Origin of the sequence: Acinetobacter sp. ACZLY 512, from assembly GCF_023614015.1 — a bacterium.
Lineage (GTDB): Bacteria > Pseudomonadota > Gammaproteobacteria > Pseudomonadales > Moraxellaceae > Acinetobacter > Acinetobacter soli.
In genome coordinates this window covers 23,289-45,653 of record NZ_JAKIVI010000003.1, presented here as the reverse complement: position 1 = coordinate 45,653, position 22,365 = coordinate 23,289, and the positions used below count along the sequence as shown (strand labels likewise).

The window sequence follows — 22,365 nt, the reverse complement described above, 5'->3', positions numbered from 1 at the left end:
ATGCGTTAGCTGGCCTGACGAGGAGAGGCTCCGATTTGCCATACAAACGGTAGTGCAGCCTGATTGACCTCCCAATCACCAATGGCTTTTTCTTTGTAAATAATCGGATTATGCGACGATACAGTACGTGCATTACGCCAGTATCGATCAAGCTGTTTGGCCGTGCTGCTTGCCGAGGCACCGAGCGCGTTAAACAGATTCGAAGTCAGCTCAAGAACCAGACGGCTGATCACTACCTGCCCTTGTGCCGATTCAAGCTCAGCAGCAATATTGGCCTGAACGTCTTGTTCTGGCTGCTCGGCAAAATGACTTAAATAGGCATCTTGCAAAGCCGCCGCGGCACGCTGTGTGATGGCAGTACTGGCATAGGCTTGTGCTGAAGCCTGACCAATCACCTGTAACACTTGGGGATCATGGCGAACCAGATCGGCATTGCCATGACTAAAAATTCGTGTGCGGTGACGTACTTCTTCACTAAAATTAGCCACAGCCGCCTGAGCGATACCACTTAGCGTGGCCAAGTGCACCACCTGATAAAATGCAGTTTGATACTTAAATCGCTGATCGAAAGGCAAAATATGCGAAATCGGCACCTCAACTGCATTCACGCGCAGCGTACCGCTACCCGTGGTTTTCTGGCCAAAGCCATCCCAGTCATCTTGAATATCCACCCCTGAAGCATGTCGGTTAATCACGGCAATCACGTTTTGCTGACTCACTTCATCGAAGGCAAATAAATCGACCCAGTCGGCGAAAATACTTCCGGTGGAGTAATACTTTTCACCACTGACCACACGCTGCCCAGTAGCATTTTGGGTCACGCGGGTAATCACATCACCAATCTGCACACTCCCCACTTCAGTCCATGCATTGCCAACCAGCTCACCCGCCACAAAGCGCTCAAACCAAAGCTTTTGAGATTGGGTTTTATGCGCCACCAGTCGATCTTCGACAAAAGCAAAATGCCCACGTAGTGCCTGCACAATATTGGAATCTGCCGCTGCAAGCTCTGTAAGGAGGTCAAATAACTGTGGTAAAGACAGCCCTGCGCCACCATAACGCACAGGTACACGCACGGCGCCAAAGCCGGCCTGCTTTAACTGTTCAATCTGCTCAAAGGGTAAAATCCGCTGCTGTTCACGGGCTAAGGCTCCCTGTGCAATCTCGGCGAAAATCGGACGATACTTTGCTGCAACGGCCGCATAATCTCCACCGAGTGAAAGCTGTTCTTTAATTTGTTCAAATTGGCTCATTTTTATTCTCCATTCTTTTCGTTTTCAATTTAGCTCCACGCATGGCGTGGCGGGTGGATACCGTTTAAGTAGTAATTGCCCACCAAATGATATTTCCAGCGCACAGGATCATGTAGAGTGTGCGTACGTGCATTGCGCCAATGACGGTCTAGATTTAATTCCGACAAGGTCGAACGTGTTCCAGACAATTCGAACAGTTTATTGCTGGCCAGCAGCGCAATTTCTGTCGTGAGGACTTTGGCTTCTGCCACACGCAAGGTGGCTTCATTCACCTGCTGTTCGGTCGGTTCAGCAATCGCACGGTCAATTTCATCGGCCGCCAGATCAAGCACGGCTTCTGCTGCACGTAGCTTAATTTTTAAATCACCAATATTGGCAATCGTGTACGGATCTTGACTGGCATGTTCGACGCCCGCATCAATCCATGGGCGACTGTGCTGACGGACATACCGAATGGTTTCATCAATTGCACCGCGAGCAATTCCCGCATCGACCGCAGCCTGAATAAATTGTGAGATTGCACCTGCCGGCGTCGGGCGTTCAAATGCCCGATAAATCGGAACCAGATATTGCTCCGTCACCTCGACCTGATTGAGCTCTACAGTGCCACTGGCCGTAGTACGCTGACCAAAACCCGACCAGTCATTGATAATGTTCAGCCCTGTGGTGCCTTGAGGAATAAAAGCGGCATACGGAAGCCCTTCTTCATTGATTGCCACAACTGGAATCCAGTGGGCCAATAATGCGCCGGTGGCGAAAAACTTCTGGCCATTCAATTCATAACCCGTAGCTGTTTTGCGTAGGGTGGTCTGTAAATCGGCAACGGTTCTGGCATTTTTTTCTGAAAATGCATTGCCTAAACGCGCGCCTCGAAGAATCAAATCAAAAAAGAAATGTTGCTGTTCTTCACTGGCATCGAGCCGAAGATGTTCGATAAAAGCCAAGTGGTTTTGAGGAATCTGCCCCAAAGATGAGTCGACACTGGAGATGGTTTTAATTATCTCGGCCAAGGTACGATATGACACGCCAGCACCGCCAAATGCTTTTGGCACGGTAATCGCCCAGAGGCCACTTTGCGAAAAAGCCTGAACTTCGTTTAGTGGTAACTGACGTGCTTGATCACGCTGTGAGGCCTCTTGGGCAAAACGCTCGGCCAACCGCTGTGCGATCTCAATGGCCTCTTGGTCTGAACGAATACGATGTGCATTTTCGGTATGCTGAAAGTAATGATGTGGTACTGGATGATTACGAGAATCATGCGCACGGTTGAGATTTAAATTCGACATGGTGAGTGCGTCCTGAAACTGATTTGTACTTATTTGTGCTATCACCTTATCACCAAAATTTGCCATGCTTTATATGGATTAACGTATTGTTTATGAATTGATTTTTGCTAAGCTTTTCTCAAAATTATATTTATTTAAGCCCTTGTTTCCTCGGCATTATTAACAGCATATAAACAATTTAAACTTTGAAATATATACTTTGTCACCTATGATCAAAATTGAAAAAACCGCAGCGAAAAGGTACTTCAGATGGCAAAAAATGCGAGCTCACCGGGTCGGCGTTTTATGAAACTTGCAGGCATGACCGCCAGCATTGCAACCAAAACCGTGTCCAACTCCATTCGACATCTCACTGCCGATGAAGAACAGAAACTTGCTGCAAAAACCAAGTTATTTCAAGATATTGGTATTCAGATCGCAGAAACTTTGGGTGAAATGAAAGGTGCGGTGATGAAAGTGGGGCAAATTGCTTCACAGTACAAGGATATTTTTCCGCCAGAAGTGGCACAATCGATTGCCAAGTTACAACGTCAGGCACCTGCCGTACCTTTTGCAACTATTCGCACTCAGGTCGAAAAAGAACTCGGAAAACCGCTCGATGTCGCGTTTCAATCTTTTGAGCCCACTCCTTTTGCCGCGGCATCGATTGGTCAGGTTCATCGGGCCAGACTGCATGATGGGCAGGAGGTTGTGGTTAAGGTTCAGTATCCCGGCGTAGATGAAGCCTGTGAAAGTGACTTGAAACAGGTACGTCTGGCTTTAAGACTCATGGGCGTGATTAAAATCGATAAAAAGCTTCAGGACAAACTGTTTGCCGAAATTCAAGAAAGCTTATCTGATGAGCTTAATTACGAAATTGAGGCACAAAATCTTGAAGTTTTTAAAACCTTTCATCAGTCGCTAGACGCCAAAGTGGTCATTCCTAGCGTATTTAAGGCATATTCGACCCGACGCGTCTTAACTTTAAGTCTTGAGCATGGTGAGTCGCTTGAAACCGCAAGCACTTGGCCACTTGAAGTGCGTAATACACTGGCTCGTCGATTGATTCGCACCCTTGGGCAAGAAATGTTTTACTTAAAACGTTTTCACTGCGACTCTCATCCGGGTAATTTTGCTTTTCGACCAGATGGTACTGTGGTGATTTATGATTTTGGCGGTGTTAAAACCTTAAGTGTCGAAATTGTAGAACATTTTAAACAACTCATTTATGCTGCACGCAAACACAATATTCCTGCCATTGAAGATCATTTGGAGGCATTACAAGCACTTGCCATCAAATCTTCTTTTCCTGAAGAGCTCTATATTCAGTGGATTGATGTGCTACTACGCCCGTTAACTCAACCTTATAACTTTGCAGAAAATTCTGCCTATCATGACAGCGTCACACTGGTTAAAAAGTCGTTAAAGTACTGGGATGTATTTCGACCGTCGCCCGACACCTTGATGGTTAACCGCACGATTTCCGGACATTACTGGAATCTGATCCATTTGAAAGTTGAAGACAACCTCAACGATTTGTTTGAAGAACTGGTACCCAACCCCAGTTAACAATTTTTAAGCAGAGCATACATTGACTGAAACATTTGTTATAATATAACATTACATAAACTATTGATTCATTATTCGAGGTCGACATGCGTTCAGGTATTCATCCAGAGTATCAACAAGTATTGTTTCATGACACAAACGCTGATGCATATTTTCTAATCGGCAGTACACTTCAAACCAAACAAACACGTGAGTACCAAGGTAAGGTCTATCCATACGTGACCTTGGATATTTCAAGTGCCTCACATCCGTTTTATACCGGTGAAGTACGTCAAGCCAGCAATGAAGGTCGTGTTGCGAGCTTCAACAAACGCTTCAAGCGCTTTAAACGTTAATTTTATTTTAAGTTTATCACGTTAAGGTGAAAAGAATTCGAAGCCTAAGGATCTATCTCCTCCACTTAGGCTTCTTTTTTTGTGTCCAGATTCTGTGTATAAGCTCATTGTTATCCACAGCACTTTATGGCTTCATGTCGCCATGAGCGATCTCATTTCTCGATTTAGCATTTAGTTGCTGCTTGCTTCAATGTTATGCTTACAACCCTTTACGGCAGATACAATGAGGGAATCTTATGTCTCAGGCATTACTTCAACAGTTACAAAATGGCGAAGCCAAATTTGCAGATGTCTTGGCTCATATTGAAGCACATTTTGTTCATACCCCAACTGCATTTCAAAATGGCGCGCAGTCTAATGCCGCAACAGAAAATCAAGGGAGTGCCAAAGTACTGTCTTATGCAAAAATTGAAGGGCTGAATCAGGCAGATACGTTAAGCTTGTTTGCAGAGCATTATGCTGCCGTTTTAAATACCCCCGAAGGGACAGACCATCAAAATATTCGTCAGTTTATGCAACATGGCTGGGATGGTGTGGCTTTTGAAGGTAAGGCACTTCAGGCCAAATAAGTCTTTTTAGATTTTGATTATTCCCCAACAAAGCATTGGGGAATAATCAAATGATTCGAAACAGGCTTAAAGCGCATCGGCAAAATCAAGTGCCTGTTCCAGATCTGCAATCAGATCATCCAGATGCTCAAGCCCCACATGTAGGCGCACCAAGTAACCCCCTTCTTGTACCGAGCTTTGCGTGCGATGCGCCACTCCCACAGGCAAGATCAGGCTTTCAAAGCCTCCCCAAGACAATCCAATGTGAAAAAAGTTTAAGGCATCAAAGAAACGTGCAACATAAGTAGGATCTGAGCGCTTGAGATAAAAAGAAAATAATCCGGTCGCGCCCTTAAAAGATTGGCGCCATATTTCATGCCCCGCTGCGTGTTCAAGCGCAGGATAATTAACACGGCCGATACTGGCATGTGCACTTAAATACTGCGCCACCGCCAGACCATTTTCATTATGCTGTTTTAATCGTACTGCCAGACTGCGTAGTCCACGTGAAGCCAGATAAGTATCATCTGGACTGGTGGTTTCACCAAAGCCATACACAACACGACTCAGTTGTTCGATCGAATCGGCGTTGGCCGTTGCAGTGCCCATCAAAATATCTGAATGCCCTCCAATATATTTGGTCACCGACTGAATCGAAACATCCGCACCCTGTTGTAGTGGCTGAAAAAATAATGGCGTTGCCCATGAATTATCGACCAGCACTTTGGCATTTTTTTTGTGGCTTAGTTCAGAAATTGCAGCCAGATCGGTTACTTCAAAGGTCATGGAACCCGGAGACTCGATATACACCACAGCGGTTTTGGTTTGTAATTTTTGCGCAAATGCTGCTAAGTCGCATGGATTAAAATACTCAACCTCAACGCCCATACGAGGTAAGATCTGATCGGCAAAACTACGCGTCGGGCCGTACACATTATCGGCCATCAAGACATGATCACCCGCTTGAACAAAGGCGGTAAGCGTATGTGTACATGCAGAAAGCCCAGAAGGAAACACCAGACAGCCAGCACCGCCTTCGAGTGTATTGATTGCGCTTTCAAAAGATTTAGTGGTTGCAGCGCCGTAACGACCATAATGCCGATAACCACCACCATTTTGCTTATGCTGCTCCCACTCTTCAAAACTATTGACCAAAATGGTCGAGCCGCGATACACCGGCGTATTCACTAACCCATCAAAGCGATGCGGTGTTCTTCCTAAATTGATGACATCGGTACATACATGATTCATTTCGATACCCTTTTGATTATGTAGTTCTTTTCGACAACATCATCATAGTTAAGCTCGATTGAATTTTGAGTTTAAAAAAAATATCAGTTTCACTTCAAATTAGAATTTTATTTCACTTTCATAGATTAAAAAGAAATTATGCTCCATATTTATTCTGCTATTGTGGATTACATCCTTTTGTCTGACATTTTTAACGATGTTGATCATCGGCATATATCTCACCGATGTTAAGTTTCAATGGACTTATATTTTAGTTCTGATTAAAAGAATAGGCAGATAACTCAAGCCGCATCGATATTAGAAATAGTTGAGTGGCAAACGGGTGGTGTACTTGATCTGCTCCATCGCAAAGCTTGAGCTAATATCGGCTAAACCCGGAATCTGAATCAGTCGTTTATACACCCGATCATATTCCATCACATCTGGCACCGCCACTTTAAGCAAATAATCGGTTTCGCCTGCCATTCGATATACTTCAAGAATCTCATCGATGGTATGGATATGGTCGCGAAACTTTTGAATCCATTCCATATTGTGCTGTGCAATCTTGATAAACACCATGACCACCACATTGATATTGAGCTTCTTACGATCCAGTAAGGCCACTTTACCGTAAATAATCCCTGCTTCTTCCATTTTGTGAATCCGGCGCCAGCATGCGGTATTACTTAGCCCCACCCGATCGGCAATATCACCAATGGCGTATGTACAGTCTTGTTGGAGAAGTTCTAAAATTCCGCGATCATATTTATCAAGTTGAACATTCATAGTATCGGTGAAGAGGCATTGAAAAGTTATGCCATCAATGTAGCGAAAAGTGAAATGGAATTCTATTTTTCTGTGATTAAGATTGGTACTGTTTCTGAGTCAAATTCAATCTATGTGTGAAGCACACCGCACAAACCTCATAATCCATGCACGGTGCATAACGACTCATCTATCGTGCGCTGCTTATGGGCGCTCGGCATATTGAGGTAGATCATCTTGAATACTGTCCCACTCTGCTTTATGCGCTGCAAAAATATGCATACTCGGTTTTTGCTCGATTTTGGTATCAAGCGTTCCAATACGCAGTCGGTGATATTCTGGTGTATCGGTTTTAATGCTCATGATGGGTGAACCACATTCACTGCAAAAACAACGCTGTGTGGTGGGCGTAGACTGATATTTCTTAAGAAGATGCTCACCTTGAACAATCTTAAAATCATCAATGTGTACTGGCGCATTGGTGGCGTAAGCCGTACCGTTGGCTTTACGACAGCGCTGACAGTGACATTCGATAATCTCACCGATTCCACGGCCTGAAATTTCATAACGAATGCCCTGACACAAACAACTGCCGGTCAATAGCGCTGTATTTGACATGAGGATGCTCTCCCTGTTTGCATTGATTTTTCAACCAAACTAACAGATTTTTCAGCTGAGTAACATCACGACTTTCTGCTTATTGAGCCCCCAAATACGCATGTACACCCTGAGCAGCCGCCCGTCCTGTGGCCAAACAAGCGGTCAGTAGATAGCCACCAGTAGGTGCATCCCAATCCAACATTTCGCCACAGGCAAAGGTGGCCGTTGTGTCTTTTAGACGGAGCGTTGAATCCAGCGCATCTCGTGCAATCCCGCCAGCACAGCTGATGGCTTCTTCAATCGGACGAAAACCTTGTACACAAATTGCCAGCTGCTTAATGTGCTGTGCCATTTTCTGTGCGTCATTCCAGTCGGTTTTGGGTACCACATCGCGGATTAAGGCAATCTTGGTTTTATCCAGTCCTGCTTTTTGCCACACGGTATTGAGGGATTGCTTATTGCCTTGCTGGAGTTTTTGTAAAATTTGTTCCACACGCTGGTCTGGCAGCAAATCTAGATATAAAACGCTGGAGTTTTGAGATTGCATTGCTTCACGCAAATCACGATTACAACGATAGACCAAACCGCCTTCCAAGCCATAATGGCTAATGACCATTTCACCAAACTGTGGCGCTCGACCATCAACCCACGCCTGAATACGCTTTAACGGTTGTCCAAAAAGAGGAGCAAGATAGGCCGACCAGTTCACCAGTACACCCACATTACTGGCCTGAAAAGGCTGAATCTGCTCTGGTTGCAACCACGCTTGCCATTTTCCATCGCTGCCCAATTGCGGCCATGAAACGGCGCCGCAGGCCAGAACCACCGCATCGACCAGAACAGTACGATGCTGTTGCCGCTGGATATCAACCACTGAAAGCTCAAGATCAGACACATTGATGACTTCATGGCGATAGCGAAATGTCACGCCACGATCTTGTAAACGCTTCAGCCATGCCCGCAGTAAGGGTGCGGCTTTCATTTCATTGGGAAAAATCCGCCCGGAACTGCCGACATATGATGCAATCCCCAGTTCTTGCATCCAAGTCTGAATCTGCTGTGCATGAAACGGCCGGATCATTGGCTCAAGCCAGTCGGTGTGATCATAGCGTGTCAGAAAGGTATCGAGTGCTTCAGCATGACTGATATTGAGTCCGGTTTTCCCTGCCATCAAAAACTTGCGCGCTGCAGACGGTTTTTGCTCATATACTGTGATGTCGTATGTGCCAAGTGCCGACAGAACCTCGGCACAGGCCAATCCGGCAGGCCCGGCACCAATAATCGCAATCTGCTTATTCGGCATGATTTTGACCCAATAACGGCATAAACTGGTCAAAGCGAGTTTGATATGCCGCGGGCTTGGTGATCACCAGTTGCTGGCACAGCTCGCCGCGTTGTAAATATTTAATCTCAAAATGCGTGCGTGCAGAGTCAGGCGCAATGATTTGTTTTTCAAAAGGTAACTGCCACAGCTGTTCAAGTTGCTGAGCGGCTTCGTCGATATACTCTGGAATATTACTGGCCAGTGTAAGTGTGCCTTCTGGCTGTATGCGTGACAGTAAAAACTCGAAGAACGGCATATTTAACCAGCGCTGTGCTGGATTATGCGGCTCTGGGTTCGGATATAAAATAAAGGCCTGTTCAACTTGCGCCGGATACAGTGCGTGCACAATCCAAGGCAATGCATCGGCATGTACAGGCGTTAAATGCGCACGCGCGTGTAGTTCTTGCTGCTTTTGCATCGCCAAAAATTTCTCTTTGGTTCGTTCAATGGCCACCAAATGCCGCTCTGGATGTTGCTCGGTAAACAACATGGCATGCTTGCCCTTACCCGCCCCGATTTCGAGACACAGTGGCGTGTTGGCCACAGGAGTAAAAGCACGAGGGGCTTGCATACGCTGAGCCTGAAATTGACGTATCGACATAATCACAGCAAACTATTTAAACTTAATCGTGAAATCAGGCATAAGTCTAACAACTCATCATGACTTTGCCTAACATCTTGATGATGAATTTAAGGAATTCCGGTATGCCACGTACATTTCCCTGCCCGCGTTGTGGACAACCCTCGCACTGGGAGAACAACCCGTTTCGTCCCTTTTGTTCAGAGCGCTGCAAGCTGATTGATTTGGGTGCATGGGCCAGTGAAGATTATAAAATTCCAACGCAAGATTCACCCAGCTCCGAGCAAAAACATCCAGACGATTATGACGATTGATCTGCTTTAGATCGTCTTAAAGTTTAGGGATTTTTCACGTATAGTGAAGCCATTTTGACTTTCATGGATGTCTTGCATGACCAAGCAGTTTGCTGTAATTGGTAATCCGATTGAACAATCTCGCTCGCCCGAGTTGCATCATGCCTTTGCAGAAAAGCTCGGCATCACGCTGCACTACAGCAAACGGCTGGCCGCACTGGATGGCTTTGAGGCCTCGGTGCGTAATTTTTTTGAAGACGGCGGTGTAGGAATGAACGTCACCGTACCCTTTAAGGAACAAGCCTTTGCACTTTGTGATGTCTTGACTGAACGCGCCAAAACCGCAAAAGCCGTGAATACACTCTGGATGCAAAACGGAGCATTGCATGGTGACAATACTGATGGTCAGGGTTTAGTCGATGCCATTCGTGCGCTAGATTGGCCATTAGAAAAAACGCGTGTATTAATTCTGGGCGCAGGCGGCGCAACACGTGGTGTGATTTATCCGCTGGTACAAGCAGGTGTGAAGGAAATAACCATTGCCAACCGCACACTTGAACGTGCTGTTCAACTGGTCGAAGATTTACATGATGCAGTCGCGCCGGCACAACTTAACGTCATGGCGCTGGATCAACTTGCTGGCGATTTTGATCTGGTCATCAATGCGACATCGGCCAGTTTAAGTGGCGATGCTCTACAATTGCCCGCTGCCCTTCGTTTTGATTATGCTTATGAAATGGCCTACGGCAAAGCATCAAGCTTTTTAGAACAAGCCGAGCAGCGTGGCGTGCCGAGCACAGATGGCTTTGGTATGCTGGTGGGTCAGGCCATTGAAGCGTTTTCGATTTGGCACGGCGTAAAACCTCAGCTTAAAGATTTTTTATCTAAGTCGCATTAATAAAAGTATGTTGTGGTCATGCGCCGCTTGACTCGGCGCATGCCATCCCTTCAATAACCCACATCCCAAATCGTGTAAATGGTCATTGGAACGCTGAATTAGCCTTTTTGAATCAGATAACGATATGCTTTGAGTGCTTGATCATCTTGTGTTTCTTCTTGCAGTAACAGCTCGTGACCCAAGTGCATACAAAATTTTGGAATATCCCACGACGTTGAAGGATCGGTTGCCAAAACTTCAACAATATCACCAGATTTAGATTTACGAATTGCCTGATGCAACATCATGACCGGTTCAGGGCATCGTAAACCACGCGTATTCAACTGAATGGCCGGGGTAAAATCGCGTGCTGACATGCGTACACTTCACTTCAAAAAACAGACCATAGTTTAACATAAACCGACATGGAACCCGAAATTCGGCAAATTTGATCCATCAAGCTGAATCATTTACTTTTTCCCGCCGATTGGATGATGCATAAGCATATTTTCTTCGGTATGATAAAAATTCATTTACTAGCATAAAGAGTCTTTAGGAAAGATTATGCACGAGGAATCAGGCCCATCGTGGGGAATGCGCGGTTTACGAAAATGGCTAGGAACTGCGCCAGAAACACGCGATGAACTGCTCAAATTAGTTCAAGATTCACGTCGTTTTTTAGAACCTGATACGGTGGCGATGCTAGAAGGTGTTCTTGATCTTCCCGCCACAAAAATTCGCGAAGTCATGACCCCTCGTACGTCCATGATCAGCTTACAAGAAGATGACCAATTACTCGACATCTTGCATGTTTTGATTGAGTCGGCTCATTCCCGTTTTCCGGTTTTTTCATCGGATCAGCCCGACAATGTGGTCGGGATTTTACTGGCCAAAGACCTACTGCCGTTCTTGACCGAACCAACTGCCATTGTCGATATCCGTGCTCTGATGCGTCAGCCACTGTTTGTGCCGGAAAGTGCCCGCTCGGACCAAGTGCTACGCATGCTCAAACACACCCAAACCCATATTGCCATTGTGATCGACGAATACGGCACGACGGCAGGTTTGGTCACGCTTGAAGATATTTTAGAAGAAATTGTGGGTGAAATCGAAGACGAGCATGACAATGTCGATGAAGAAGCCCAGTACATTGTGCCTGACAGCAACCACACCACAGCCAACTCGTGGATGGTGCAAGCACTTACACCAATTGAACATTTTAATACAGTTTTAGATGCTGATTTTTCTGACGATGAAGTAGAAACTGTGGGCGGTTTATTGCTTCAGGAAATTGGACTGGTCAGTGATTTACAAGGTCAGGTGATTGAGCTTGATAACTGGCAGTTTACAATTATTGAAGCAGATGCACGCATAATTCATCTGATTCGAGCTGTACGTAAATGAGAGCATACTTTAGTCAGCTGCTGGGATCATCTCGGCAGCAAAAACAGCTTCCCTTTATTTTTCCCTTACTGATTTCTCTTTGTTCTGGCGCAATTTTTAGCCTGGCCCTTGCACCTTATTACTATTGGTGGATTGCGATTTTATCGCCAGCCCTTTTGTATGCGGTATTGCATGGGCGCTCAGCGAAACAAGGCTTTGCCTTGGGCTGGGCTTATGGATTCGGGCTTTGGTTTGTTGGGGCATTTTGGCTGTACACCTCCATTCATGTCTATGGAGATACCAATGCAGCCCTGAGTGTGCTGATGATTGCCGTGATGGCCTTGGTGATGGGCCTGTTCACAGCGGTTCAAACTTGGCTTTATCGTCGTTTTTTCCCAGAAACTCCCCTCACCTTCGCTCCGCTCTGGATTGTATTTGAATGGGCAAAGACTTGGGTATTTACCGGCTTTCCATGGCTATTTGCAGGCTATGCCTTTACCGAGCGTTATCTCGATCACTATGCGCCCCTCTTTGGTGTATTTGGGGTGTCGTTTGTGGTGATTATACTGGCCTGTGCCTTGGTCGAGTTACTCAAACGCCGTATTTTCTGGCTGATTCCAGCTGCCATTTTACTGGTGGGCGCATGGGGTGCCTCTAAGCTGCAATTTGTCGAGCCAAAGAAAACAGCACCCTTGTCGGTTTCCCTGATTCAGGGCAATATTCCGCAAGATTTAAAATGGCTTACCGAATATCAGCTTAAAACACTGATGATTTACGCCAATCTGACCCGAAGCGAATGGGGCCGAGATCTGATTGTTTGGCCAGAATCATCTATCCCGATGTTTCAGACCGACATTCAACCGTTTTTAGATGCCATGAACCAGCAAGCCAAGGCCAGTGGTTCTGCATGGGTGACCGGCATACCGTACTGGGATCTTCCTGCATCGCGTCAGGCCCAAACACCGCTGTATTACAACAGTATTATGGCCTCAGGTTCCGATGCACACGGATTGTATAAAAAGCAGCGTTTGGTGCCCTTTGGAGAATATATTCCGCTTTCTGGATTATTAAGCTGGGTGCTACCGGCACTACAAAATGATCCCTCGATGAGTGGATTTAGCCGCGGACCAGACAATCAAAAACCGTTAATGATTAAAGGTCATGCACTGGCTGCTGCCATTTGTTATGAAGTGGCCTATCCAAACTTGACCCGTCGCAATGCTGAAAATAGTGACTTTTTGATCACGGTATCGAACGATGCATGGTTTACTGGTACGGCTGGCCCGTTACAACATTTGCAAATGGTACAAATGCGTGCCAAAGAAAATGGTCGCTGGTTTATCCGCGCAACCAACACTGGTGTAACCGCGTTTATCGATAGTAACGGTCATATTGTTGAACAAGCACCTATGGATCAGGCAGCCGTATTGCGTGGTGAATTGCCTGCAATGCAAGGCGAAACGCTGTATACCCGTCTAAGTGACTGGCCAATTTTAATCTTTTCTGGATTATTATTACTTTTGGGCTGGTTCTACCGACCGCGTAAGCCTCAAGATGTTTCTTACAAATCCAGACGCTAAACACCAGCCGAGAAGACATTCTCGGCTTTTTTTATATTCTCTAAAGTGACAGGCTGATGAAGCTCATATACGCCATCATGCCTGCGAGCGTCATCATCGGTACCTGACGGTAAATTCGGATGAGTTGAGTTTCTAAAGGCGAGAGATTTAAATGCGCCAAGGAAACCACAGTCAGTTGCAATGCATTGAAAAAGGTCACCAGCCATACTGAACTCAAAACACTAATACTTAAAAAAGCCACCATGATCTGGCTACTGGCATCGCTAAGCGACCAAAGCGTGATTGCACTTTGACAAAGCGGCAGAAGACTCAGCACAAAACATAGCGCCTTAAGCACAGACCAATGCAATTGGTTCACTTCATCGGATAAGAACAATGCTTTCATACTGATCGCTCCCATTGCGTTTAACTTATTTTCTTTTGTCATTATGCGTAGTTTTTATCAAATAAAAAGCTGAATCTTTCTAACCGATTGTTTTTCTTGTAACTATCCAGTTTAATAATAATTCTTATTATAACTCTCATATCTTAGTTATTATATTTTTAATTAAATAACAGCAACTTAAATATGTAACAATAACTAAGAGCGATTATCACTTCACCTATGACTTATTTTAAGCCATAAGTGAAGAACATCATTATCTTAATTATTTTTCAGCATAATAAATATCAGCATCATTTCCTTCGCCACCGGCTTTACCATCGGCACCAAAAGAATATAAATCGTAGGCACGTCCTTCAGTACCCGGAATCACGTATTGCAAATCATTGTCCCAACTGTCTTTCGGATAGCCGCCTTTTACATAACCACCCGGCAACCAGTTTTTCGCAGTTGCAGGCTGATTCACCAAGGCATCTAAGCCACCTTCTTGCATGGTTGGAAAATGGCCATTGTCGAGCTTAAACTGGTCGAGCGCACCTGCCACCCCTTTTAACGTAATTTGCGTGGTATCGACTTTAGCCTTTTCTCCACGGCCCATGACGTTAGGTACAATCAGTGCCGCCAGCACACCCAAAATCACAATCACCACCATGACTTCGATTAAGGTAAAACCAGAGGCACGCTTCAGGCGTGGTGCACGCAATGCAGACGCCGACAGGCCTTGAGAAAGAACCGCAGAGGTGTTGTCCTGCTTTGAATCGTTTAATCGTGTCTGTTTTAATTCCATATTCATCTCTAGTTTCAATCGTTTTTAAATCATATTATTCATATTGACAATCGGTAGCATCACCGCAATCACAATCACCAAGACAATCGCAGCCATGAGAACGAGCATTAATGGCTCAAGTAAGGCCAGCATTGTCGAAATAAATGTAGACACTTCACGGTCTTGCATACTCGATGCGCGCTCCAGCATGCGATCCAGCTCGCCAGATGCTTCACCACTTCGAATCATTTGTACCATCATTGGCGGGAAATAACCACAGCGCTCAAGCTGGGTAGCAAGGCTACCACCCTCGGTCACTTTTTCTGCTGCCAAATTAATCGCATCTCGAATAATCCAGTTACTACTGACAGCCGCACCAATACGTAGCGCATCTACCAAAGGTACGCCGGATCGAGTCAGAATCGACAGCGTACTTGCAAAACGTGCTGCGTTTATACCACGTGATAATTTACCAAATAATGGCAATCTGAGCGTTAAGCGATCAAACGCATAATGTCCTGCACTGGTTTTAAGAAAACGTACAAACATCACAATACTCAAAAAGCCAATCACCAGCATAAACGGCCATGCCTGACGAATAAAATCACTGGCATTCATCAGCGCCACAGTAATCCACGGAAGCGCCTGTTTGCTCTGATCGAAAGTTTTCACAATATCTGGCACCACATAGGTCATGAGTCCCATCACAATCGCAAATGACATCAGCATTAAAATGATCGGATAAATCATGGCCCCTTGTACTTTTTTTTGCATGGCAAAACGGTTTTCGGTGTAGTCCGAGAGCTGGTCTAAAATCAGATCCAAATGTCCAGATCGTTCTCCGGCCGCAATGGTCGCAATATATAAATCTGGAAAACGCCCCGACTGCTGCATACCTTGCGCTAGAGAATGCCCTTCTAGTACTTTAGAGCGCACCGACAACAATAAATTTTGTACGTGGATTTTTTCACTTTGTTTGGCCACGGCTCTTAAGGCTTCTTCAAGCGGAATCGCAGCCGCCACCAACACGGAAAGCTGACGGGTCATTAAGGCCAGATCATAGGCAGTAAATTTCTTTTGAAACCATGCACGCCCCTGTTGCTTGTCTTTTTTTTCTACGGGATCGACCAGAATGGGTGTCCATTCACGGTCACGGAGCTGCTGGCGAATTTGGCGCGCAGAATCGCCTTCCAAAACACCTTTGTGTTGTTTTCCAGCGGCATCAAGCGCCGTAAATTGATATGCAGGCATGGTGGTATTTTAGTTTTTCCCAAAAAATCGTGTTGATGTAAATACGTCGTGTTAAATCCAGCATGATTGATTAAGCACCTCAGACATGCTCAGTTTGAGTATAATGCGCAAGATGATCCATAGAGCGACTCCATCTTGATGCACACTACGCCACCTCAGCCCTCTCAAGACATTTTCCGTGTTCGTGTGGCCGTTCCTGTGCATTTATACGATACCTTCGACTATAGCGTAAGCGCAGCAGATTATGAACAGGCAGCGATCGGTGCACGCGTTTTAGTCTCGTTTGGCCGTCAGACACTGGTCGGTATGATTACTGAAAAACTGGCGCCTGATCTGCCACTCGATCCAAGGTTTCAATTAAAAACGATTCAGGCTTTACTGGATCAATCACCGATCTTAGACCAGAAAGTTTTAAAATTATTGACATGGTCGGCGCAATATTACCAATTTCCTCTAGGCGAAGTGATTCAAACGGCATTACCCGGTTTGCTACGTCAAGGCAAGGACGAGGATATCCTGACGCACATCTGGCGCATCGCGGCGCATCCCGACCCAGACGCAAAACTCAAGCGCTCGCTCAAACAGTTTGAAGCCTATCAAATTCTCAAGCTACATCCAGCCGGCACCACTGAGACCATTTTAAATTTAAGCGGCGTCGATACCGCGACCCTTCGGGCTTTACAAAAAAAAGAACTGGTGACTTGCACACAGGAAATCCAAGATTTCCGTCCCACGCCGGTACAATTGGCACAAATGCCATTAACTGCCAACCCTGACCAGCAGCATGCCATTGAACGCGTTATGGCACATTTGCATGCCTACCGCGCCTTTTTACTCGATGGGCTAACCGGCAGCGGCAAAACCGAAGTGTATTTGCACATCATGCACGAGGTGCTCAAGCAAGGTAAACAGGTGCTGGTGCTGGTGCCTGAAATTGGTCTGACACCACAAACCATTGCCCGATTCAAATCCCGATTTCACTGCGATGTCGCGTTGCTGCATTCAGGTTTAAACGATTCCACGCGCTTACAGGCTTGGCAACAGGCCAAAATGGGCAAAGCCTCAATTATTTTGGGCACGCGGTCTGCAATTTTCACCCCTTTACCGCGTTTGGGATTGATCATTTTAGATGAAGAGCATGATCTTTCTTTTAAGCAGCAAGAAGGCTTTCGCTATCATGCACGCGATGTGGCACTGTATCGTGCGCATCTGGAAAATTGTCCGATTATTCTTGGCTCTGCCACGCCCAGTATCGACAGTTATCATCTGGTCGAACAAAACAAACTTGAATTACTTGAGTTAAATCAACGTGCTGGCGTGGCATTAATGCCTAAAGTACACTTGATCGACTTAAAAGTAGCCAAAAAGCAGCACGGATTGAGCCAAAAGCTGATCGAACAAATCCAGCACACCCTCAAGCGCCAAGAACAAGTCCTGATTTTTTTAAACCGACGTGGCTATGCCCCCGTACTGGTCTGCGAAAGTTGCGGCTGGCAAGCCAATTGTCCACATTGCGACGCACATTTTACCGTACATACACAACCCTATACCTACCTGCACTGTCACCACTGTGGCACTATTCAGCGCATGCCAGAGGCGTGTTTGGCCTGCAATCACCCGACCTTAAAAACCTTGGGCATGGGCACTGCCAAAGTCGAAGCGCATTTGACCGAACTCTTTCCTGAGCATGATGTGATTCGGGTTGATCGTGACAGTACCAGCCGAGTCGGCAGCTGGCAAAAAATTTATGACCGAATCCAGCAAAACAAGCCGATGATCTTACTCGGAACCCAAATGCTGGCCAAAGGTCATCACTTTCCGTTTGTGACCTTGGTGGCGATTTTAGATATCGATGCCGGCTTACTGAGTGTCGATGTCCGTGCGCCAGAACGCACCGCTCAATTGATTGTTCAAGTTTCGGGACGGGCTGGTCGCGGTGAACATAAAGGCGAAGTGTATCTACAAACCCTGCGCCCCGATCATCCGATGCTAACAACGCTGATTGAAAAAGATTATCGTGCCGTTGCCGCCGAAATACTCAATGAACGTCGGGTGGCGTTGTTGCCCCCTTATCGCTATAGCGTGTTGATCCGCTGTGAATCCAAATATCGTGAATACAGTCAGGCTTTTTTACAACAAGCCGCAGCGCGTTTCTTACAACAGGCAGGCAGTGTGGCCGAGATCTGGGGGCCTATTCCCGCGCCAATGGAACGAAAAGCAGGACGTTATCGGGCACATATGGTGATTTTGGCGCAAGATCGGGCGCGCTTACATTTCTTTTTACGTTCTTGGTGGGCCGATACCGTACAGCAACCGCGCCAGCATCAGTTACGGCTTTCGATTGATGTCGATCCGCAAGAATTTAGCTGATGGCTTAATGTTCATGGCTGAAAATGCTAGAGTTAAACCTTCACTTAGCTCCCAACGTATTCAGAGTTTTCTATGTCACTGTTGCTACAAATCACGATTTTTCTCGGTGCCGCATTACTACTGGTGCCGCTAGGTAAACGTTTTGGTATTGCAACCGTCATTGGCTATCTGTTGACCGGTATTGTACTGGGTCCGCATGTTCTGAATGTTGCAACCGATGCCAAAGCCATCATGCATATGGCTGAATTTGGCGTCATTTTACTGATGTTTATTATTGGGCTTGAGCTACGCCCGCAGCGCTTGTGGCAAATGCGTCACTCGATTTTTGTGATGGGCAGTACGCAGGTGATTCTGACTGGCATGGTGTTGATGGGACTGGTGTTTTTGGTCTTTAAGCAATCGGTGACCAGTAGTTTTATCATCGGATTTGCGCTGGCGCTGTCTTCAACCGCGTTTGTGCTGCAATTGCTGGCAGAAAAGCAGCAACTCAACACCACTTATGGTCAGCAGTCCTTTTCTATTTTGCTGTTTCAAGATATCGCAGCCATCCCACTTTTAGCCGTTATTCCACTTTTGACCGGTAGTTCGACTACGCACCATGGTATTGCCTACTTTGCTGCGATTTTAGCCACCTTTAGCGGCTTATTTCTATTTAGCCGTTTTGTGATGCGGCCCTTTTTTCGTTTTGTTGCCAAAAGTGGTGCGACAGAGCTGATTACCGCAGTGGGCTTGTTCATTGTGCTGGGCGTGGTGCAATTGATGGAAATTTTAGGTATCAGCACTACACTTGGCGCATTTTTGACAGGTGTTCTGCTGGCAGACTCAGAGTTTCGTCATGAACTTGAAGCCAGCATCGCCCCTTTTAAAGACTTGCTCTTGGGGCTGTTCTTCATGACAGTGGGCATGACCGCACAACTGACGCTCATGCTGCATATGCCAGAAATCATTATTGGTTCGGCACTTGCACTGATTGTGATAAAGGGCGTGTTACTGATGGGTATCGCTCGTTACTTTAAATACAAGTGGAACAACAGCCTGATGCTGGCAGCCTGTTTGGCTCAAGGGGGTGAGTTTGCATTTGTGGTGCTGAGCGTTGCACAAAGCGAGCAGGTTTTGACTCAGGCCATTGTTCAGCCTGTAGTGCTGATTGTCACCTTGTCGATGGTGCTGACGCCACTCTTTTACGCCTTGATTCAGCATGTTGTTATACCGAGACTGCAACAGGATACCACGCCAGAATTTGACGAAATTCCAGATCAGTCACCCCCTATGATTATTGCGGGCTTTGGTCGTTTTGGTCAAATTATCGCTCGAAATGCACGTATCAATCAGATTGCCTTTACTGCCATCGACAACAATTTACAGCAGATTGATTTTGTCCGACGTTATGGTGGCACCTTATACTATGGTGATACCACCGAACCGGAAATTTTACGTGCTGCGGGTATCGAAAAGGCGCAGGTCTTTGTTTTGGCAATTGATGACGTTGAAGACAGCATGAATGCTGCACGCCATATTCGCTTGAACTATCCCGATATTCATTTACTGGTTCGTGCCCGAGATCGGCACCATGTGCATTTATTGCGTGATCTGGGCGTAAGGCACATCTGGCGTGAAACGTATTTATCGTCTTTGGGCATGGCACATCGGGCGCTCAATCTGTTGGGGCTGTCAGAGCAGCAAGCCAGTCAAAATATTCAAGTGTTCCGTGATTATGATGAACAGTTGCTGGAGCAGCAGCAAAGCATCTATCACGACGAACAGAAAGTTTTTGAAACACATCGCAATGCAATGGCTGAACTTGAACACCTCTTCGACAGTGATCAACGCCATCAAGATGAATACCCCGAACACAATCGTGAAAACAGACACGAAAATCATCGTATTGATGTTACACAAGATGATCGTCACTGACTTGTGTTTTACAATATTGACACCATTAATACAGGGTTATGGAGAAAAATATGTCTGATTTACGCCAACGCTTTTTTATTGAGGACTGCCCTGTTCGTGGAGAAGTCGTACATTTAGAAGAAGCATTACAAACCATTTTGGCTCAACGTCCCTATCAACCTGCTGTGCAGGTGTTGCTTGGGGAAATGTTAAGCGCAACGGCACTTTTGGCCAGTACCCTCAAAATCAAAGGTCGTATCAGTTTACAAATTCAGGCCTCAGGCACGTTTCGCTGGGGAATGGCCGAGTGCAACCATTTGGGTGAAGTGCGTGCTTTGGCAGACTATGAAAATGATCCACATTTTGAGCAGGCACAAGACAGTAGCGTGGTACTGAGCACACTGCAAAATCCAGTGCTGTTTATTAATATTGAGCCAGAATTTGGTGAGCGCTATCAAGGGATCGTACCGCTCGATCAGCCAACCCTCGCAGGCTGCCTGATGCAGTACTACGATTTGTCGGCCCAGATTCCAACGCATATCGTGCTGGCCACGACCGCCGAGCGTTCGGGTGGCTTACTCATTCAGCTGTTGCCGCGTAACAACGAAGAAGAGCAACAACTGATTGATGAAGACATCTGGCCACGCCTGATCATGCTCACAGGAACGCTCAAAGCAGACGAATTAACCGATTTACCAGCCAATGAAATTTTGTACCGTTTGTACAACGAAGAGCAAGTACGCCTGCCTGAGCAAGAACAGCTAAAGTTTGGCTGCACCTGTTCAAAAGAACGCTGTGCGGCTGCCCTGCAACAGATCGGGGTAGATGCGGTACGTGAAACATTGGCTGAACAAAATCCAATACAGATGGATTGTCAATTCTGCCAAGCCCGCTATACCTTTACCGCAGAAGAGGCTTTAGGCCTGTTTGGTGAACATCTCAGCTAAATACACAGATCAACGCAGACGCATTTTCTAGCGATCTGGATGTTGTGATGGCTTGGTTTAAACAAACCTGAATCGTCTTAGAAGATGATTCGGGTTTTTTATTGCCAAAACCCAACAGTTTCATATTACAGATGACTTGAATTGAATGAGTAAATCGCCGTATAACACAGTATAATTCACTTATAATTAAGACACCGTACATGGCCAAGAACTATTATGAAACGCTCGGTGTTTCGCGAGATGCGACACCTGAAGAGATTAAAAAAAGCTATCGAAAGCTGGCACGCAAGTATCACCCCGATGTGAGTAAGGAGCCAGATGCCGAGGCGCAGATGCAAGCGCTGAATATTGCCTATGACACGCTAAGTGACGCTGAAAAAAAAGCAGAGTACGATCAGCAACTTGATTATCCTCAAGGCTTTTCCGGTTTTGGGCAAGGTGCTCAAGGCAGTGCAGGTTTTGATGGTGGACCATTTTACCAGCAAGGTCAGGGCGCTGACTTTAGTGGCTTTGAAGACTTATTCGGTCGTTTTGGTGCAGGCTTTGGTGGTGCCAATCACCAATATCAGCGTCAGACGCACCGCTTTCGTGGTGAAGATCAACATGCACGAATCGAGGTAGATATTGAAGTGGCTTACCATGGCAGTACTCAAAATCTCACCTTACAAATTCCAACTTTAAATGCTTATGGGGAGGCAGAAGTACAGCGTAAAACCTTGCAAGTGAAAATCCCCAAAGGCATGAAAGAAGGCCAGCAAATTCGCTTGAATGGTCAGGGCCAAGCTGGGATAAACGGTGGTGAAAATGGCGACTTATACCTCGAAATTCACTACAAAAACACCCCACAAATGCATGTTGAGGGTGCTGATGTTTATCTCACAGTCGATGTGGCACCGTGGGAAGCAGCACTTGGGCAAAAAATTGAGGTTCAAACTCCAAGTGGTCGCGTTAGTGTCAATGTACCGAAAAATTCCAAAACTGGTCAGCAGTTGCGTTTAAAAGACAAAGGGATTCCCAATAAAACGCCCGGACATTTGTATTTAATGATCAATCTGGTTTTACCCGAAGCACAGACCGAAGCCCAACACAGCGCCTATGAAGCACTTGCTCAGGCATTTTCTTCATTTCAACCCCGTCGATAAGGAGCCAGC

The 22,365-nt window shown here is 46.0% G+C and carries 22 protein-coding genes; 11 read left to right on the top strand and 11 right to left on the bottom strand.

Annotated elements, in window-relative coordinates:
• Window positions 1–5: 5 nt before the first annotated feature.
• Together L2096_RS04795 and L2096_RS04790 are read right to left on the bottom strand one after the other, a co-directional pair.
• Window positions 6–1,253, bottom strand: a complete 1,248-nt coding sequence (locus L2096_RS04795; RefSeq protein ID WP_250364965.1) for an acyl-CoA dehydrogenase family protein — start codon at window positions 1,251–1,253, stop codon at window positions 6–8.
• A gap of 29 nt (window positions 1,254–1,282) precedes the next feature.
• Entirely contained in the window at window positions 1,283–2,539 is a 1,257-nt protein-coding gene (locus L2096_RS04790) for an SfnB family sulfur acquisition oxidoreductase (protein ID WP_250364964.1), read from the bottom strand.
• A gap of 249 nt (window positions 2,540–2,788) precedes the next feature.
• Here L2096_RS04790 and L2096_RS04785 point away from each other — a divergent pair, with 249 nt between their 5' ends.
• From L2096_RS04785 to L2096_RS04775, 3 genes are all read left to right on the top strand, one after another.
• Entirely contained in the window at window positions 2,789–4,087 is a 1,299-nt protein-coding gene (locus L2096_RS04785) for an ABC1 kinase family protein (RefSeq protein WP_004932628.1), read from the top strand.
• Window positions 4,088–4,173: 86 nt separating this feature from the next.
• Window positions 4,174–4,422 carry a type B 50S ribosomal protein L31 gene (locus L2096_RS04780; RefSeq protein ID WP_250364963.1) on the top strand — a complete coding sequence of 83 codons (249 nt, stop codon included), beginning with the start codon at window positions 4,174–4,176 and terminating at the stop codon, window positions 4,420–4,422.
• 236 nt (window positions 4,423–4,658) lie between these two features.
• The gene (locus L2096_RS04775; RefSeq protein ID WP_004932623.1) at window positions 4,659–4,991 is read left to right on the top strand and encodes a HopJ type III effector protein; all 333 of its coding nucleotides are present in this window, start codon (window positions 4,659–4,661) and stop codon (window positions 4,989–4,991) included.
• Between the two features lie 66 nt (window positions 4,992–5,057).
• Here L2096_RS04775 and metC read toward each other — a convergent pair whose 3' ends face one another.
• From metC to L2096_RS04750, 5 genes are all read right to left on the bottom strand, one after another.
• The gene (metC, locus tag L2096_RS04770; RefSeq protein WP_250364962.1) at window positions 5,058–6,221 is read right to left on the bottom strand and encodes a cystathionine beta-lyase; all 1,164 of its coding nucleotides are present in this window, start codon (window positions 6,219–6,221) and stop codon (window positions 5,058–5,060) included.
• Window positions 6,222–6,518: 297 nt separating this feature from the next.
• Entirely contained in the window at window positions 6,519–6,989 is a 471-nt protein-coding gene (locus L2096_RS04765; RefSeq protein WP_227265006.1) for an Lrp/AsnC family transcriptional regulator, read from the bottom strand.
• Window positions 6,990–7,172: 183 nt separating this feature from the next.
• Window positions 7,173–7,586 carry a GFA family protein gene (locus L2096_RS04760; protein WP_004932613.1) on the bottom strand — a complete coding sequence of 138 codons (414 nt, stop codon included), beginning with the start codon at window positions 7,584–7,586 and terminating at the stop codon, window positions 7,173–7,175.
• A gap of 79 nt (window positions 7,587–7,665) precedes the next feature.
• Window positions 7,666–8,871: a TIGR03862 family flavoprotein gene (locus tag L2096_RS04755; protein ID WP_250364961.1), complete on the bottom strand. Its 1,206-nt coding sequence runs from the start codon at window positions 8,869–8,871 to the stop codon at window positions 7,666–7,668.
• On the bottom strand, window positions 8,861–9,499 hold the full coding sequence (locus L2096_RS04750; RefSeq protein WP_171495250.1) for a class I SAM-dependent methyltransferase: 639 nt from the start codon (window positions 9,497–9,499) through the stop codon (window positions 8,861–8,863). The genes L2096_RS04755 and L2096_RS04750 overlap by 11 nt, the downstream gene beginning before the upstream one ends.
• A 98-nt stretch (window positions 9,500–9,597) precedes the next feature.
• Here L2096_RS04750 and L2096_RS04745 point away from each other — a divergent pair, with 98 nt between their 5' ends.
• Complete coding sequence (locus tag L2096_RS04745; protein WP_004932603.1) at window positions 9,598–9,786, top strand: DNA gyrase inhibitor YacG; 189 nt, start codon at window positions 9,598–9,600, stop codon at window positions 9,784–9,786.
• A gap of 76 nt (window positions 9,787–9,862) precedes the next feature.
• Window positions 9,863–10,663 carry a shikimate dehydrogenase gene (aroE, locus tag L2096_RS04740; RefSeq protein ID WP_119025662.1) on the top strand — a complete coding sequence of 267 codons (801 nt, stop codon included), beginning with the start codon at window positions 9,863–9,865 and terminating at the stop codon, window positions 10,661–10,663.
• A gap of 98 nt (window positions 10,664–10,761) precedes the next feature.
• On the opposite strand, the gene tusA is transcribed toward aroE, so the two are convergent.
• Window positions 10,762–11,019, bottom strand: a complete 258-nt coding sequence (gene tusA / locus L2096_RS04735; protein ID WP_004932596.1) for a sulfurtransferase TusA — start codon at window positions 11,017–11,019, stop codon at window positions 10,762–10,764.
• Between the two features lie 187 nt (window positions 11,020–11,206).
• Between tusA and L2096_RS04730 the strand changes: the two genes are divergently transcribed.
• Together L2096_RS04730 and lnt are read left to right on the top strand one after the other, a co-directional pair.
• Window positions 11,207–12,046 carry a CorC family transporter gene (locus tag L2096_RS04730; RefSeq protein ID WP_004932593.1) on the top strand — a complete coding sequence of 280 codons (840 nt, stop codon included), beginning with the start codon at window positions 11,207–11,209 and terminating at the stop codon, window positions 12,044–12,046.
• Complete coding sequence (gene lnt, locus L2096_RS04725; RefSeq protein WP_151868748.1) at window positions 12,043–13,605, top strand: apolipoprotein N-acyltransferase; 1,563 nt, start codon at window positions 12,043–12,045, stop codon at window positions 13,603–13,605. The genes L2096_RS04730 and lnt overlap by 4 nt, the downstream gene beginning before the upstream one ends.
• Before the next feature lie 40 nt (window positions 13,606–13,645).
• Here lnt and L2096_RS04720 read toward each other — a convergent pair whose 3' ends face one another.
• From L2096_RS04720 to gspF, 3 genes are all read right to left on the bottom strand, one after another.
• Window positions 13,646–13,990, bottom strand: a complete 345-nt coding sequence (locus L2096_RS04720) for a hypothetical protein (RefSeq protein WP_213064096.1) — start codon at window positions 13,988–13,990, stop codon at window positions 13,646–13,648.
• 262 nt (window positions 13,991–14,252) lie between these two features.
• A complete protein-coding gene (gene gspG, locus L2096_RS04715; RefSeq protein ID WP_004943896.1) occupies window positions 14,253–14,774 on the bottom strand; it encodes a type II secretion system major pseudopilin GspG in 522 nt (173 codons plus the stop codon).
• A gap of 24 nt (window positions 14,775–14,798) precedes the next feature.
• Window positions 14,799–16,004, bottom strand: a complete 1,206-nt coding sequence (gene gspF / locus L2096_RS04710) for a type II secretion system inner membrane protein GspF (protein WP_048763890.1) — start codon at window positions 16,002–16,004, stop codon at window positions 14,799–14,801.
• Window positions 16,005–16,142: 138 nt separating this feature from the next.
• Here gspF and L2096_RS04705 point away from each other — a divergent pair, with 138 nt between their 5' ends.
• The 4 genes from L2096_RS04705 to L2096_RS04690 all read left to right on the top strand — a co-directional run bounded on the left by L2096_RS04705 (window position 16,143) and on the right by L2096_RS04690 (window position 22,356).
• On the top strand, window positions 16,143–18,374 hold the full coding sequence (locus L2096_RS04705) for a primosomal protein N' (protein WP_250365026.1): 2,232 nt from the start codon (window positions 16,143–16,145) through the stop codon (window positions 18,372–18,374).
• A gap of 72 nt (window positions 18,375–18,446) precedes the next feature.
• Window positions 18,447–20,288, top strand: coding sequence for a monovalent cation:proton antiporter-2 (CPA2) family protein (locus L2096_RS04700; protein ID WP_004932575.1), 1,842 nt, complete (start codon window positions 18,447–18,449; stop codon window positions 20,286–20,288).
• Between the two features lie 50 nt (window positions 20,289–20,338).
• Window positions 20,339–21,214 (top strand): Hsp33 family molecular chaperone HslO, encoded by an 876-nt coding sequence (hslO, locus tag L2096_RS04695; protein ID WP_004943908.1) that lies wholly within the window; start codon window positions 20,339–20,341, stop codon window positions 21,212–21,214.
• 200 nt (window positions 21,215–21,414) lie between these two features.
• A complete protein-coding gene (locus tag L2096_RS04690) occupies window positions 21,415–22,356 on the top strand; it encodes a DnaJ C-terminal domain-containing protein (RefSeq protein ID WP_151765094.1) in 942 nt (313 codons plus the stop codon).
• The last annotated feature ends 9 nt before the right edge of the window (window positions 22,357–22,365 follow it).